Raw genomic sequence first — 16,195 nt, forward strand, 5'->3', positions numbered from 1 at the left:
AAAAACGGAACATATTATCAAAAAGAAGAATTTCAAGGGTACCTTTTATAATTTTTACTTTTGTAGAATAATATAAAAAGACATACGATGGAAGGGCGAGAGACGGATCTAGAATACAACTTATTGATGGGGCTTACGGGAGCTAGCGTCAGCAAACATTTATTGGATGAGCATTTCACACTTTTATGGGCAAATGACTTCTATTACGATATGATAGGTTACCCCAAAGAAGAATATGAAGCTCTTTTCCACAATAAACCCGATTTGTATTTTAAAGGTTATGATGAAGCTTGGAATATATTATCCAAGAATGTTTACGAGACGATAGCTAATAAAGCCAGCGGTTACGAAACCGTTATCCAGATGCCAACGAGAAAAGGGAAAAGATGGACTAAAATCACCTCAACGTTTACCGACCAACTACAAGACGGCATCCCTATCTCCTATACGGTAATGACCGATGTAGAGGACGTAATGCGAAGGCGGATCGAGCAAACGATCACTTATGATAATATCCCCGGCTTCATATCCAAGCATAAGGTACATAAAGACGGCAGTTTTACATTGCTGGAGGCAAATGATAAATATATGGACTTCTCTGGTATCGATAAAAATTCTTTTTTATCTTTCAGTCCTTTCTCCCGTTTAGATGAAACAAGCCGTAATACGATGAACGCACATATCCCCTGTATGCTAAAAGGGGAACCTGTACATTTCGTTATCCAGTCGAAAGACAAAAACGGCAACGGCGCTTGGCTACAGTTGAACGGGGAATGTATCGGCTGGGAAGGTGACGAGCCTATCTATCTTATCGTTTACATCAATATCACCGACATTACCGAACAGAGGGAGTTGCAAAAGAAACTGGAGAAACAGTCAAAGCAACTTAAAGAAGCACTAAAGTCGGCGGAACAAGCCAACCAAGCCAAATCTGATTTTCTCGCCCGCATGAGCCACGATATCCGTACACCCATGAACGCCATCATGGGAATGGCGACTATAGCCAAAGCCCATGTAGATGAACGTGAAAGAATATTAGATTGTATGGAAAAAATCAATGGAGCCTCTAAATTATTATTGAGTCTGATTAATGAGGTTCTCGATATGTCCAAGATCGAAAGTGGCAGGTTAATTCTTTCGGAGGATGAGTTCAATGTGGGTGAGCTCTTGCAAGACTTGGTCGTTATGATGCAACCGGAGATCAAAAACAAACAACAAACTTTAAATATACACGTCAAGAACCTTAGGCATGAGAATGTAAAAGGCGATACGCAGCGTATCAAACAGGTATTGATGAATATCCTCTCGAACGCAATTAAGTATACGCCGGAGAATGGGCGAATCACGATAGAAATCTACGAGAAGGACCCTCATAACGGCATCGGAAATTATCAATTCGTGTTTGAGGATAACGGAAGAGGTATGAAACCGGAGTTTCTGGATAAGATTTTCGAGCCTTTCGAGCGTGCGAGCGATGATGAGATCAAGAGGATACAAGGCACTGGCCTCGGGATGTCGATCAGCCATAAGATCATTCAGATGATGGGAGGAGATATCAAGGTGGAGAGTGAATATGGCAAAGGTTCCCGCTTCACCATCGACATGCCATTGGTTTGTCGGGATCAGAAGCCCGATGATAAGATAGAGGTAGAAGGTTTAGAGGTTCTTGTGGTAGATGATGATAAGATCGCTTGTCTAAACACGTCTAGCTGTTTGCGAGAGATCGGGATAAACAGTGAATGCGTATATTCAGGTAGCGAAGCTATAGAAAAAGTACGACAGCATCATTTAGCGGAGAAAGAGTATTTCGCCGTGATCATTGACTTGAAGATGCCTCAAATGAACGGCATTGAAACAACCCGGCAAATCAGACGTTTCGTGGGAGCGGACGTACCGATCATCATTCTCTCCGCATACGATCTTGAGGAATATGAGGCAGAGGCTAAGGAGGTTAAGGCCAATGGATTCATCACCAAGCCTCTCTATAAGTCCAAGCTACTCCAAGTATTGAGATCTTTCCTTGACGAAGGAGACCAGCCGGAACCGATCCGCCCATTCAAGTTATCAAACGTCGATTATTCCGGCAAGCGCATCTTGCTGGTGGAGGATAACGAGTTAAATCGTGAGATCGCCGTAGAGATCATCGGCAGCACCGGTATCACTATCGATACGGCGATAAATGGGCTCGACGCCGTACATAAAGTCGCCCAATCGGAAGAAGGATTTTACCAGATAATACTGATGGATATCCAGATGCCTATCATGGACGGTTATGAGGCGACCCGGCAGATTCGTTCCCTCCAACGAAGGGATATCGCACATATGCCAATTATAGCCATGACCGCCAACGCTTTTTCCGAAGACGTGACAAACGCTATCAAAGCGGGCATGAATTATCATTTGGCTAAACCGATTGATATTGGGGCGTTGATGGGCATCCTTAGTAAATATTTACAAGCGCCCGCATAAAGTTTATCTTGCGTATTAAAAGTTCATGTAATAAAATTGTCTATTTTTAGCGATCAATTCGATTATAAGCATAAAGAGACTTCATGAACATCAGACTTCGTTTTAAGTTAATCGCTTTGTTGATCGTCCTATCGCTGGCCGGGCTTTTGGTTTTCCAAGGATACTGGCTGAAAGGTTTATATGATACATTATATAAACAGATGGAGATCAATATAGAGGAAGCGATGAAGATCGCCGACTATAAGGAGTTGTTCCTGCGCATCCGATCTATCAAAAAAGAACAGGGAGCGCTGGGACCTCAAACCCAAGATGTGTACTTCAGCTCAGAGCTAGATCCGTCTAATAAGCAGAAGATGGACGCAAAAGCTTCGATCCATCCGCAGAAAGAAGATCCTGACCTTAACCGGGAAGATATCTTCAAGACGGCAAATCCCGACTCACACATGAAACTACATATCGATTACGGGGATGAGGAGGACTTTAGCTCGATAGACTCTACCCTAACGGATTACCTATATGTAATCGGCGAGGTGGAGGACATGGTGCAGCAAGCGATGCACGCAAATATAGATTCTATAAAACCAATTGATTTCAAGACCTACAACAAATTATTAACCTCGGAGCTGGAGGCAAGAAACATCGTAACGGAACATGAGCTGGTAACGATTTATAAACCAAACAACGGGGACGAGAAGGGTTGGATGCATCTGGACAAGCCGGAACGATTCACTACGTGGAAAAACCCCGTGCATTTCGATTACCCGCTCCATAACGAGAGCACGTTACAATATCGCCTGTTCCTCAAATCGCCGGCCAGCGTGATACTCACCCAGATGAAAGGCATCCTGATCTCCTCCTTCCTATTACTTTTGCTGATCATTTGCGCTTTCATATACTTACTCCGCACCATCTTAAAGCAAAAGACCGTGGAAGAATTGAAGACCGATTTCACCAACAATATGACGCATGAGCTGAAAACCCCGATCAGCGTCAGCTATGCCGCCGTAGACGCATTATTGAACTTTAGCGATCCCGTCAACGAGAAACAGAAGAAATACCTGACGATCGTTAAAGACCAACTTATCCATCTTACCGGATTGGTGGAACAAATCTTGACACTCGCCGTAGAGAACCGCAGTACCTTCCGCTTGCGCCCCGAAACCATCTCATTAAACGAGTTGGTGAACTCCCTCATCGAGCAATACAAACTGAAAGCGAGCAAACCCGTGGAGTTTACTTGCTCCATCCCCGAGGATATAGAATTGGTGGCCGATCGTACCCACCTATATAATATGTTGAGCAACCTTATCGATAACGCGATCAAATACGCCGACAAGGAACCTTGCCGCATCGAAGCGACAGCCCGGCAAGACAATCACGAAACGACAATCTCCATAACCGATAACGGCCCGGGTATCAGCGAAGCCAACCAGCGGCAGATATTCGACAAGTTCTTCCGGGTTCCCAGCGGGAATATCCACAACGTGAAAGGTTATGGCCTAGGATTATATTACGTAAAAGACATGATGGGTAAACATGGAGGAACAGCCCGTGTGGAAAGCGTCCCCGGCAAAGGCTCCACCTTTACCCTGCATTTTAAATAATAATCCGAAAATAAAGTATCAAATATGGAAAAGATAAAAGTACTACTAGTAGAAGACGAGCCTACATTGGCCATGATCATCAAGGATACGCTGGATGGGAACGAGTTCGATATCACCCTAGCTGCGAATGGCGAGGAGGGCCTCTCCCGTTACGCGGAGATCAAGCCGGATATTATCGTAGCGGATATCATGATGCCTAAGATGGATGGTTTCACGATGGTCAAGTTGATCCGTAAGACGGATACGCATACCCCTGTCCTATTCCTATCGGCCCGTTCCGCGGCCAACGACGTGGTAGAGGGCTTCGAGCTGGGCGGCAACGATTACTTGAAAAAGCCTTTCGGCATGGCGGAATTGATCGTGCGCATCAAGGCGTTACTGCATAAGGTGTCCGTCCAAAGACCGGAAGCCACCTCTTTCCGTATCGGGCTTTATACGTTCGATTCCATCACGCAGACATTGGTCTACCGGGGAGAGAAACAACTCCTCAGCAACCGGGAATCCGAGATATTGAAGCGCCTTTGCGACAATAAGGACCAAGTATTACCGATGAAAGGGATCTTGATAGACCTTTGGGGGGATGATTCTTTCTTCAACGCACGCAGCCTGCATGTCTTTATCACCAAGCTACGTCATAAGTTATCGAAAGACGAGTCTATCAAGATTTTGAATATCCGGGGAATCGGATATAAACTGATCATTGATTGAATTGCTTCAATGCCTGTGCCATCTGGTCCGGGCATGAAGTTCCCCTTCCATGACAATCGATGCCAGACAAACGACCGATAGCGTCTTCGATGCGCATACCTTTCAATAAGGCGCACATGCCTTGCCCGTTACCGTGGCAACCTCCTACAATCTGCACATTCTCGATCACGCCATCCTTCGCGTCGATCACCATCAACTTAGAACAAACACCTCCTTGAGGCGTATAGGTTATACGTCGTGTTTCCATTTTCTTTTTCTCTCCTTTTTATAAACGAGTCGCAAAGGTATAAATAAAATTAACTACATTTGTAGCATCTAATTTACAAAAACATGACATACGAGGAAACGCTACACTATCTATATACCAGCATCCCGGTCTTCCAACACAGCGGAGCTTCCGCTTACAAACCCGGTCTTGGTACAAGTATCGCCCTAGATGATTATCTGGGAAATCCGCATAAAGCCTATAAGACCATCCATGTAGCCGGGACAAACGGCAAAGGCTCGGTCAGCCATCTATTGGCGGCCATTCTCCGGCAATCCGGTTTCAAGGTCGGGCTTTATACCTCTCCCCACTTAGTGGACTTCCGGGAACGCATCCGGGTGAACGGGAAAAAGATCTCCCAAGATTACGTGGTTGATTTCGTCGAGCGTCATCGTTCTTTCTTCGAGCCTCTCCATCCTTCTTTCTTCGAGTTAACGTCCAGCATGGCTTTTGAGTATTTCCGCGACCAGCAGGTAGATTACGCGGTTATCGAGGTCGGGCTTGGCGGTCGTTTGGACAGTACGAACATTATCACTCCGATCTTGAGTATTATCACGAATATCAGTCTGGATCATACGCAATTCTTGGGAGATACGGAGGAGAAGATAGCGGCGGAGAAAGCCGGCATTATCAAGAAAGGCGTACCGGCACTTCTTGGGGAAGCCGAGAAACAATCGGTTTACGACGTTTTCAAAAACAAGGCGGAAGAAGTTGGCGCACCTTTCTACTACGCCCAACGAATGGACATGGTAAAAGACGAGTGCAGGCTGACGGTCGGTGGCAAATGGTTCTTCCCTTCCGTTGAATATGGAGAAATCCAAGGAGAACTTGGCGGTGAGGTGCAGGTAAGAAATGCTGTCACCGTATTATCCGCCATCCATATATTACGAACGGAATTGGGTATAGATATCATCCCGGAAGCGGTACACGAGGGTTTCGCCCACGTAACGAAACTGACGGGATTGATGGGACGTTGGCAAACCTTGCAATCCAAACCGACCGTCATTTGCGACACGGGGCATAATGTAGGAGGCTGGGAGCATCTAGCGGAGCATCTGAAAGTCTTGCGTCAATATTGCGGGCAGATCTATATGATCGTCGGCATGGTAAACGACAAGGATATCGACGGCGTATTATCCTTGATGCCGCAAGACGCTTTTTATTTCTTCACGCAAGCCTCCGTGGAGAGAGCAATGCCCGTAGAGGATTTCGCCGTGAAAGCCATGCGTCACGGACTGTCCGGTACCCTTTGCGATACGGTGCAAGACGCTGTCGAGAAAGCGTTAAGAAGGGCTCGTGAGAACGACCTGATCTTTATCGGAGGCAGTACGTTTATCGTAGCGGACGCTCTCCCCTTGTTCATGAAAGAAGACGAATACAAATAATATAACTCTATAAAACAAATATCATGATAGAAAAAATTCATCAGAAACTAAGCGACTCGAAAGTCGCACGCTGGAGTGTACTCGCTTTGGCGGCATTCACGATGCTTTGCGGATACTTCCTTACGGATGTAATGGCTCCGCTTAAACCGATGTTGGAAGAACAGCTAAGCTGGACGAGTACGGAATATGGTTGGTTCACCAGCGCTTACGGCTGGTTCAACGTATTTCTCTTCATGTTGATCATTGGTGGTATCGTTCTGGATAAGATGGGTGTCCGTTTCACGGGTGTCGCTTCCTGTATCTTGATGATTATCGGTTGTTCCATTAAATATTACGCCATCTCGGATGCGTTTACGATGGAAGGAGAGCTTTTCGGATGGAAAGCGCAAGTGATGGTGGCCGCCCTCGGATACGCGATCTTCGGTGTCGGCGTGGAGACCGCCGGTATCACGGTATCTAAGATTATCGTACGGTGGTTCAAGGGAAAAGAGATGGCGTTGGCTATGGGCTTGGAGATGGCTACGGCTCGTTTGGGTACGGCCTTGGCTTTATCTATCACGGTTCCCGCCGCCAAGTACTTCGGTAGCATCTCCGCTCCTATCTTGCTTTGTCTTTGTATGTTGTGTATCGGTTTGATCGCCTTCCTCGTATTTTGCGTGATGGATCGCAAGCTGGACGCTTCGATGGACGCTATCGAGCAAGCCGAGGAGGAAGAGCCTTTCCGTTTGAAAGATATCTTATTGATCGTTACTAATAAGGGTTTCTGGTTGATCGCTCTGCTTTGCGTATTATTCTATTCGGCCGTATTCCCCTTCTTGAAATACGCTACGGACTTGATGGTCAATAAATATAACGTAGATCCGGAGTTGGCGGGAAACATTCCGGCTATCTTACCTTTCGGCACGATTCTTCTGACTCCGTTCTTCGGTAACTTATACGACCGCAAGGGTAAAGGGGCGACGATCATGATCTTTGGCGCCTTGATGTTGATCGGCGTGCATTTATTATTCACGCTTCCGATCTTGAATCAGTGGTGGTTCGCCACGATCGTGATGATCGTATTGGGTATCGCTTTCTCCTTGGTCCCATCGGCGATGTGGCCATCTGTTCCGAAGATTATCCCGGAGAAGCAATTAGGCACGGCTTATGCCTTGATTTTCTGGGTACAGAATATCGGTCTGAGTATGGTTCCCTTATTAATCGGCTGGATATTGGATACGTATTGCAAGATCGACAATGGTACGGGCAAACCGGCTTACGACTATACGATACCGATGGCAGTCTTCACCTGCTTCGGTGTACTCGCCCTCTTCATCGCCTTGATGTTGAAACGTGAGGACCGGATCAAAGGCTACGGCCTTGAATTGCCGAACATCCAAAAGGACGCCGATAAAGCCGAGGCCGAGATAATCGCTAAAGAGATGATCGCGGAGCCTTAATAAAGCTCATAACCCTAAATAAATGGAAGGCGCTGTAAACCAAGTTTACAGCGTCTTTCTTTTTGATGACTGAAAACCATCGTCATTGGAACACACAAAAAGTTCGTTTGAAAAAGAGAAGTAGCGAAACAACTACAATATGCCTTATTCATAAAATCTTTTTTAGCGGTAATATTAATAAAAAACACCCTTGATTTTCGGAACGGCATATTGAAATGTGGCATTTATCCGTGGTCCAGCCATCCAAAAGGAAATCATATGTATAGGTCTTAACGCAGTGGCTTATATATTTCATTAGATCCTTATTATCAGTTAAGAATAGATATACAGCTTCACAAATGTCGTTTTGATTAAAAAGGCAAGTGAGCGTGGAGGTTTTGAACACGACTTCCAATGTAATCTGGCTTACATCATTCCACGTATAAGTGATCGTACATAAATCCAGATTCTTCAATAACATCTGCGCTTTCCTTACCGGCAAACCAATTACTTGATGGGATAAGCTTATTATCTCGGAATAATCCTTTTGAGGATATTGATTTTGAGTTTCCATTGATTTCTGTGTTTATCATTCGCAGACAAAATAAGCTTACCGCCTGCTGATATACCATCAATCCCCCTGATAAAATATCAATGTCACGACTAATATTATCAGATGACAGGGATAAATGATATATCTGACTACGTATTGTCGGTAATGCAGGATCATCATGATAGACACCTAACAAATTACGATGAATTTATGTTTCTCTGGCTATGAATAAAATTGGGTGCGGTTACCCCGGATATCTGACATGATAGTAAGATAACTCAGATTTAATACTTATTTTTGTGACAGGATCAATAAAAACTGACATGGAAACAACATTTACCAAAAGAAATAGTCATGGAGCCAACTTAAAACGTTGGAGAGAATGGAGAGGCATCAAACAAGAAGTGCTAGCCGACAAAATAGGGGTATCACAAGCCACCTTATCTGGCTACGAGAAAAAAGACGAATTGGAACCTGAAGTATTGGAAAAGATAACTAAAGCTTTGGACATTCCGATAGAGGCGATCACGGAGCTTAATGAAGGAGCGCTTATCAATATTTATTCTGGCACATGGCAAGATAACGCAACTGCAGCCGGAAGCATTCAAAATCAAACTTTCAATCCCATCGATAAAATAGTCGAGCTTTACGAACGATTACTAAAGGCCGAGCAAGAAAAGGTTGCCATGCTCCATGAAATCATAAAGGATAAATAAGTATCGATTATAGAGACCGTAAGCGAAAATGAGATAATCTTGACATTATGATCGAAATAACAGAATAACGATGTCAAGACCTTTTTACAAATAGAGAAAAAGAGGGAGAGACCTATGATGAAATCTACGTTTTCCCTCATTTTCTTGCCTAAACACCCCTGTTTGGACTCAAAAGTAATAGAGTTAGGTAACACAAAAGGCTGTATTAGGCAACACGACCGTATGTATTAGGTAACGCAACCGTATGTATTAGGCGATACATACGGAAGAAACAGCCCTCGCATCCTATAGAATTGATCGATACACCCGTATAAAATGGCTATTTTCACCTAAAAATATGAGATACGATGAATTAATCTCGCTAGAATAAAAAGGCCTATTTCCATAAAACACTACAAGACAACCAGATGCTATTATTCTATGCCATTTTCGGAAGCAAGGCGTACCTTAGCCCGGAAAAAACGCTTCTCCGGGAGTTTAGATTACAGAATGTCAAAACGTCAAACCTACTCTTTTACGCGTGATGCCCATCGTGGGCCCCTTATTAAAGCCATATATAGTTCACCCGATAAAACAGAACGTTTATAAGGATATCTTCTTATCTTCGCGTATCACATAAAACAAACATTAAATACTATGATCTGTTTCCCGAATGCCAAGATAAACCTAGGTCTGAACGTGGTAAGCAAACGTCCGGACGGTTATCATAATATAGAGACCATCTTCTATCCGATCCCCGTGAGGGATGCCCTCGAGATCGTCGCCTCGGATCGGACCTGTTTCACGCAAACCGGAATCCCGGTAGACGCTCCCCAAGAGAAGAACCTCGTCATAAAAGCACTGAACGCCCTAAAGACGAGATACGAGATTCCCCCGCTAGAGATCCATTTGTTGAAAGCGATACCTTTTGGCGCCGGGCTTGGAGGAGGTTCCGCCGATGCCGCTTTTATGTTGAAGCTGGTCAATGATTTCTGCGGTTTGGATATTCACCCGGATGAGTTGGAGGCGATAGCGTCCACCATCGGAGCCGATTGCCCGTTCTTTATCCGTAACACGCCGGTATTCGCGACCGGCACGGGAAACCAATTCGAGCCCGTGGACTTGTCCTTGAAGGATTATTATCTATGCTTGGTAAAACCGGATGTAGCCGTCTCCACCCCCGAAGCCTATTCGATGGTAACACCCGCCGCGCCCGAGACCTCCTTGAAAGAGATCATCCGGCTACCGGTATCCGAATGGAAAGAGCGGATGGTGAACGATTTCGAGCGAAGCGTATTCCCGAGACATCCCGTGATCGAGCGGATCAAGGATACCTTATACGAGGGAGGCGCCTTATATGCCGCCATGTCCGGCTCCGGATCGTCCGTGTTCGGTTTGTTCGAAAAACCAACCCATTTCAAGGAACAATCCCTGTTCAGCGATTGTTTTCTATGGGAAGGACAATTATCATGAATCAAATAGAGACTTTTTTTGATACGATGGCGGAACGCTGGGACGCTGTCTGCGTACATGATCCGGGAAAGATCCGGACGATATTGGATCGTACCAACCTGCGGCAGAACGCCCGCATCCTCGATGTCGGTTGCGGCACGGGGATATTGGAAAGTTACCTGCTGCCGTACGAACCCCGCCAAATCGTAGCTATCGATATAGCGGGCCAAATGATCGAGAAAGCACGCATGAAATATCCGGATCATCCGCTCATCGAGTTCCTCCAAGAGGACGCTATGAGCTACGAGGGGAAAGGATTCGACTATATTATCCTATATAGCGCTTACCCGCATTTCATGCGGCCGGAACGGTTGATCGAGCATATGAGCGGCTTGCTCGCGCCCGGCGGTAAATTGGTTATCTGCCACAGCGAGAGCAAGGAAAAGATCAATACGCACCACCATCGGCACGCCGATCGATTATCGCTGCCCTTGCCCCCGGCCCGAGAGGTGGCGGCATTGATGGAGCCTTATCTTCTTCCGCTCGTCGTAGAGGATACCGAACAGCTTTACATCGTTTGCGGAAAACGTTTATCCTAAACTAATTATATATGGACAGAAAAACTAACTTAATTCCGGCATTGCTTCTTTCCGCCCTTTCGCTTTACGCCATGGAAGACGTGAAAGTAACGCAATTCCAGCACGCAGGCCCGTTCACGGTCAACAAGCCGATCCTAGCGGACAGCCTCAACGTAAATGGCAAGCCTTTCGAGGCGAAGAATCTATTAAAAGCGACCTTACCGTTCGAGCAAACGCTTGCGAACGCCACGGTACTCGACGCTGACACGGCAGGCGCAATCACCTTCGCTGCCCCGCGAAAAGGATATGCCCTGCATCTATTCTCTTTCTTCTTGAACAGCGACCGGTACGTAAAAGGCACGCTCGATATATCGGGTCCCGGGGCGTTCGAAGTATTCGTCAATGATAAACCGGTCGGAGCCTCCTCCGAGTTGGTGATGGAACCCCGCCGCTATCAAGTAGTCGTTAAATACCTGACAGCGGAAACAGACACTTGTCCTCCCAGCCTAAAGGCTACCTTCAAGAGCGAGGCGGAAGCGAAAGTCGTAGCTTCCTTGAACCCGGAGAAACGCTACACCCTTCTGAATATCCTAGAAGGAAAGGATTTCCAAGGCGTAAGTGTCTCCCCGAACGGAAAGTATGCCTTGGTAAAATACGTCAACCGGTTCCCGGAGAGCAAGAGCGAATCGTACGGGCAATTGATGGATGCCGCTACGGGACGGGTCTTATTGCAAGACGGAGGTTTCTTGACAACCGCCAAATGGATGCCTAAAAGCAATCGATTGTATTACACCCGCACCGGTCTGGACGGTACGGAGTTGGTAACCGTAGATCCGTCTACCTACCAACAAACGGTATTAGTCCCGAACCTTCCGAAAGGGCGGTTCGTATTCACCCCCGATGAGTCCACGCTTCTCTATACCGTAGAAGAGGAAGGTCCCAAGGAAGGGACGGACTTGATCCGTGTATTAGAGCCGGCAGACCGTATCCCGGGTTTCCGTGACCGCTCCTTTATCTGGCGGTATGACTTAAAAACAGGTTTGTACGAGCAACTTACTTTCGGGCATACGGACACTTATATCAATGATATCAGCGCTGATAGCCGCTATCTATTGTTCAGCACCAGCGACCGGGTGTACACCTCCTTGCCGCACTCCCGCAACTCCCTTTATAAATTGGATTTGCAGACCATGGCGATCGATACGATCTGGGAGAAAGCCCCGTACGTAAACCAAGCCGCCTTCTCGCCCGACGGTAAACAGTTATTGGTAGCTGGGGCAGGCGACGCTTTCGACGGGATCGGACGAAATATCAAGCAAGGACAGATCTCCAACTCGTACGACGGGCAGTTATTCCTATACGATCTGGCAAGCCGTAAAGCCTCCCCTCTCACCAAGGACTTCAATCCGAACGTGATCGATGCCGTATGGAACCGCTTCAACGGGCAAATCTATATCCTCTGCGAGGATGAGGATTATCAACGGATCTATACGTGCGACCCAGCAAACGGGAAGATCAAGCAAGTAGCCGCCTCCGAGGATATTATCATGTCGTATGCGTTGGCCGACAACGCTCCGGTTCTCTTCTATTACGGACAGAGCGCGTCCAACGCCAACCGCCTTTACGCTTACGACCTGAAAGGAGGAAAGAACCGCTTGGTGTATGATCTCTCGCAAGATAAATTAAAAGATATCGCCTTAGGCGAGGTACACGACTGGAACTTCAAGTCGGATGACGGTACGACTATCCAAGGCCGTTATTACCTGCCGCCTCATTTCGATCCGAATAAGAAATATCCGATGATCGTTTATTACTATGGCGGTACTTCCCCGACGAACCGTGCGCTGGAGATGCGTTATTCCATGCATATGTACGCCGCTCTCGGATACGTGGTCTACACCTTGAATCCGAGTGGAACAACGGGCTTCGGACAGGAATTCGCCGCCCGCCATGTGAACGCATGGGGCCTGAAGACCGCCGATGAGATCATCCAAGGTACCAAGCTGTTCTGTAAGGAGCATTCGTTCGTGAACGAGAAGAAAATCGGTTGCATCGGTGCCAGCTACGGCGGATTCATGACACAATACCTACAAACCCGTACGGACATTTTCGCCGCCGCTATCAGCCATGCCGGTATCAGCGCGTTGAGTAGCTATTGGGGAGAAGGTTATTGGGGATATGGCTATTGCTCCGTAGCGAACGCCGGGACTTATCCTTGGAACGCCCCGGAGTTCTTTACCAAGCAAAGCCCGTTGTTCAACGCCGATAAGATCAATACCCCGCTCCTATTGCTTCACGGCAACGCCGATACGAACGTACCCATCGGGGAAAGTATCCAGATGTTCGCCGCCTTGAAGATCCTAGGAAAGACCGTGGAATTCGTGCAGGTGGATGGCGAGAATCATGGTATCGTAGGTTATCAGAAGCGTATAGGCTGGCAAAATACCATCTACGCATGGTTCGCCAAATGGCTGAAAGACGAGCCGGAATGGTGGAAAGCCTTATATCCGGATCGTACTTTATAAGAATATTTATTTGAACGAAAGCGCCTGTGTCTCCCGCGAGGGAATCGCAGGCGCTTTATTCGTTTGCCCAACCCCGGCTGTCATCCGGATCAGCTCCGTTTACGAACGGTAATTTTGATACAAAGATCCGTAATATGTATACATGCGCCTGAGATAAATCCGAATATCTTTGTAATGTTAAACAATAATGATATCCTTATGAAAACAAAAGCAATCGCACTCTTCCTGCTAGGCTTCATACCAGCCTTCGCACAAGATATCCCAACTTCTAAAACAGAACAAAATATGGACAGAATCGAACGCTGTAAAAAGAATTACACCGAGCTATTCGGAGGCGAGGCATTGACCGGACAAGGAACAGATCCGGAAATGATGGACATTCTCCAGAAATTCATCTTCGGGGAGGTATTCCGCACAGGAGATCTTGATAAAAAGACCCGGGAGCTTATCACTTGCACCGTATTAGCCACGATGCAAACCTTGCCCCAACTGAACGCCCACGCCAAAGCGGCGCTAAACGTAGGCGTCACTCCCATCGAGCTACGGGAGGCGATATACCTATGCGCTCCGTTTATCGGTTTCCCGAAGACATTGAATGCCTTAAATACCATCAACGAAGTCTTTAAGCAACAAGGCATCGCTTCGCCTCTGGAGAGACAAGCTACCGTTACGGAAGAAGATCGCCACGAGAAAGGACAAGCCATACAAAGCCGGCTTTACGGCGAGGGAATCAAAGAGGCCATGAGGAACGTCCCGGGAAATATGGGTCCGGAAGTAGAGCGATTCCTCACCGAATTCTGCTTCGGAGATATCTATACTCGCAACGGGCTAGACCTGAAAACCCGGGAGTTACTGGCTTATTGCATACTAACGACCCTTGAAGCCGAAAGCCAACTACACTCGCATCTCGAAGGGAACTTACTGGCCGGCAATAGCAAGGAGACCTTAACGGCGGCGGTTATACAATGTCTTCCTTATATCGGCTTCCCTTCCGCTATCAAAGCGTTGAAAATCATTAAGGAATCCTCTCAGCCCGCCCCAAAGAAGAACTTAGTCCGCCTATCCAAGATCACGGTCGATCCCGCCCAGTTGGAGCGTTATAACGCCTTTCTGGAAGAAGAGATCGAGGCTTCCATGCGTCTAGAGCCGGGTGTTCTTACACTGTATGCCGTATCGGAGAAAGAACATCCAAATAAAGTAACCATCCTAGAGATTTACGCAGATCAAGACGCTTATAAAAGCCATATCCAAACGCCCCATTTCCAGAAATACAAACAAGGAACATTACAGATGGTGCAAGAGTTGGAGCTGGTAGATAGCACGCCCCTGATCCCCGGACTAAAGATAAAATAAAACAAGAATCCCCGCTTTCCGGCACGAAGCCATCTAAGCGGGGATTTCATATATCCGTGAAAATCTAAATGACTTGTTATTCGATCATTTGATATTCGGATTCAATTTATGCCATTCGGAAATAGCGGGAAGCACGCCCATAGCGATCACCTCGTCACGTAAAGCGCAAAGGTGCTTGTAGCTCTTCTCCAAGGCAGCCTCTTCTTCCGGTGTACCGTGCACCTCTTTCAACGCTACGCCGTCTTTCGTAATTGAGGTCTCCCAAGCCATCATGATATGATCGAACTTACCGTTTGATACATAAGCGCCAGCCGGCCAACGGAACGGTTTACCACCCATCGCAGCTGCGATCATCTCGATAGATACATATGACGGGCTTTGGAAGGAAGAACGGCCCCGCAAAGCGATAATGTTAGCGCCACCCTTCGTAACCTTGGTTTGTATCTCCGCCCATTGATCTTTCGTCAAGGCATCCGTACCGATAAGTTCCGTCAAAGGCTTGCCATCCACCTTAGCGGTAGAGGCGAAAACAGCCATTTGCTCGCCATGACCGCCATACGTACGACAATTCTCAACCTGATCCATAGAGATACCGAAATGTTTTGCCAACTCACTGCGTAAACGAGTTGAATCCAATGCGGCCAACGTCGTAACCTGAGAAGGTTTCAAGCCGGAATACAATAAGGTAATCAAACCGGTAATATCCGCCGGGTTAAAAATAACCACGATATGCTTTACGTCCGGGCAATAAGCCTTTACGTTCTTGCCGAACTCCTCGGCGATAGCGGCGTTTCCTTTTAGGAGATCCTCACGGGTCATACCTGCCTTTCTTGCGGCACCACCGGAGTTAACGATATATTTAGCGCCAGTCAAAGCCTCCTTGATGTCTGAGGTAAAAGTGATGTTTACACCCTCGAAACCACAATGGAATAATTCCTCGGCGACTCCCTCCAAACCCGGTGCGTAAGGGTCGTACAAACAAATGTTAGAAGTTAGTCCCATCATAATAGCGGTCTGTGCCATATTAGAACCGATCATACCTGCTGCGCCGACAATCGTCAGCTTCTCGTCTGTGAGTGTTTTCATAAGAAACCTTGTTTTTAAATGTTTATTTTTCTTTTCGACACAAAGATACGAGATTGAGAACTCTTGTCCTAATCATAAAAACGAATCCCCCATAAATAAAAGTT

Annotated in this window: 13 protein-coding genes; 10 read left to right on the plus strand and 3 right to left on the minus strand. The window is 46.7% G+C overall.

Annotated features, from left to right (window positions below):
* The first annotated feature begins 87 nt into the window (after nucleotides 1-87).
* The 3 genes from NBH07_RS03260 to NBH07_RS03270 all read left to right on the plus strand — a co-directional run bounded on the left by NBH07_RS03260 (nucleotide 88) and on the right by NBH07_RS03270 (nucleotide 4,781).
* Nucleotides 88-2,469, plus strand: a complete 2,382-nt coding sequence (locus NBH07_RS03260; RefSeq protein ID WP_005857568.1) for a hybrid sensor histidine kinase/response regulator — start codon at nucleotides 88-90, stop codon at nucleotides 2,467-2,469.
* Nucleotides 2,470-2,552: 83 nt separating this feature from the next.
* The gene (locus NBH07_RS03265; protein WP_005857570.1) at nucleotides 2,553-4,073 is read left to right on the plus strand and encodes a sensor histidine kinase; all 1,521 of its coding nucleotides are present in this window, start codon (nucleotides 2,553-2,555) and stop codon (nucleotides 4,071-4,073) included.
* 24 nt (nucleotides 4,074-4,097) lie between these two features.
* Complete coding sequence (locus tag NBH07_RS03270; RefSeq protein WP_005857572.1) at nucleotides 4,098-4,781, plus strand: response regulator transcription factor; 684 nt, start codon at nucleotides 4,098-4,100, stop codon at nucleotides 4,779-4,781.
* On the opposite strand, the gene NBH07_RS03275 is transcribed toward NBH07_RS03270, so the two are convergent.
* A complete protein-coding gene (locus tag NBH07_RS03275; RefSeq protein ID WP_005857574.1) occupies nucleotides 4,771-5,028 on the minus strand; it encodes a TIGR03905 family TSCPD domain-containing protein in 258 nt (85 codons plus the stop codon). The two genes, NBH07_RS03270 and NBH07_RS03275, sit on opposite strands and share 11 nt — an antisense overlap.
* Nucleotides 5,029-5,111: 83 nt before the next feature.
* On the opposite strand from NBH07_RS03275, the gene NBH07_RS03280 reads away from it, so the two are divergent.
* Entirely contained in the window at nucleotides 5,112-6,431 is a 1,320-nt protein-coding gene (locus NBH07_RS03280; RefSeq protein ID WP_009017275.1) for a bifunctional folylpolyglutamate synthase/dihydrofolate synthase, read from the plus strand.
* Nucleotides 6,432-6,454: 23 nt separating this feature from the next.
* Nucleotides 6,455-7,870, plus strand: a complete 1,416-nt coding sequence (locus NBH07_RS03285) for an MFS transporter (RefSeq protein ID WP_005857578.1) — start codon at nucleotides 6,455-6,457, stop codon at nucleotides 7,868-7,870.
* 410 nt (nucleotides 7,871-8,280) lie between these two features.
* Here NBH07_RS03285 and NBH07_RS03290 read toward each other — a convergent pair whose 3' ends face one another.
* Entirely contained in the window at nucleotides 8,281-8,598 is a 318-nt protein-coding gene (locus tag NBH07_RS03290) for a hypothetical protein (RefSeq protein WP_172680042.1), read from the minus strand.
* A gap of 127 nt (nucleotides 8,599-8,725) precedes the next feature.
* On the opposite strand from NBH07_RS03290, the gene NBH07_RS03295 reads away from it, so the two are divergent.
* The 5 genes from NBH07_RS03295 to NBH07_RS03315 all read left to right on the plus strand — a co-directional run bounded on the left by NBH07_RS03295 (nucleotide 8,726) and on the right by NBH07_RS03315 (nucleotide 15,005).
* Nucleotides 8,726-9,118: a helix-turn-helix domain-containing protein gene (locus NBH07_RS03295; RefSeq protein WP_009017273.1), complete on the plus strand. Its 393-nt coding sequence runs from the start codon at nucleotides 8,726-8,728 to the stop codon at nucleotides 9,116-9,118.
* Nucleotides 9,119-9,754: 636 nt separating this feature from the next.
* Nucleotides 9,755-10,570 (plus strand): 4-(cytidine 5'-diphospho)-2-C-methyl-D-erythritol kinase, encoded by an 816-nt coding sequence (ispE, locus tag NBH07_RS03300; protein ID WP_008779736.1) that lies wholly within the window; start codon nucleotides 9,755-9,757, stop codon nucleotides 10,568-10,570.
* Entirely contained in the window at nucleotides 10,567-11,148 is a 582-nt protein-coding gene (locus NBH07_RS03305; RefSeq protein ID WP_005857587.1) for a class I SAM-dependent methyltransferase, read from the plus strand. Before ispE ends, NBH07_RS03305 begins: the two co-directional genes overlap by 4 nt.
* An 11-nt stretch (nucleotides 11,149-11,159) precedes the next feature.
* Nucleotides 11,160-13,652, plus strand: coding sequence for a S9 family peptidase (locus NBH07_RS03310; protein WP_009017272.1), 2,493 nt, complete (start codon nucleotides 11,160-11,162; stop codon nucleotides 13,650-13,652).
* A 198-nt stretch (nucleotides 13,653-13,850) separates the two neighbouring features.
* Nucleotides 13,851-15,005, plus strand: a complete 1,155-nt coding sequence (locus NBH07_RS03315) for a carboxymuconolactone decarboxylase family protein (protein ID WP_022192200.1) — start codon at nucleotides 13,851-13,853, stop codon at nucleotides 15,003-15,005.
* 84 nt (nucleotides 15,006-15,089) lie between these two features.
* Here NBH07_RS03315 and NBH07_RS03320 read toward each other — a convergent pair whose 3' ends face one another.
* Nucleotides 15,090-16,091 (minus strand): malate dehydrogenase, encoded by a 1,002-nt coding sequence (locus NBH07_RS03320; protein ID WP_005857595.1) that lies wholly within the window; start codon nucleotides 16,089-16,091, stop codon nucleotides 15,090-15,092.
* Nucleotides 16,092-16,195 lie beyond the last annotated feature (104 nt).

Origin of the sequence: Parabacteroides sp. B2-S-102 (assembly GCF_023656665.1) — a bacterium.
GTDB lineage: Bacteria > Bacteroidota > Bacteroidia > Bacteroidales > Tannerellaceae > Parabacteroides > Parabacteroides distasonis.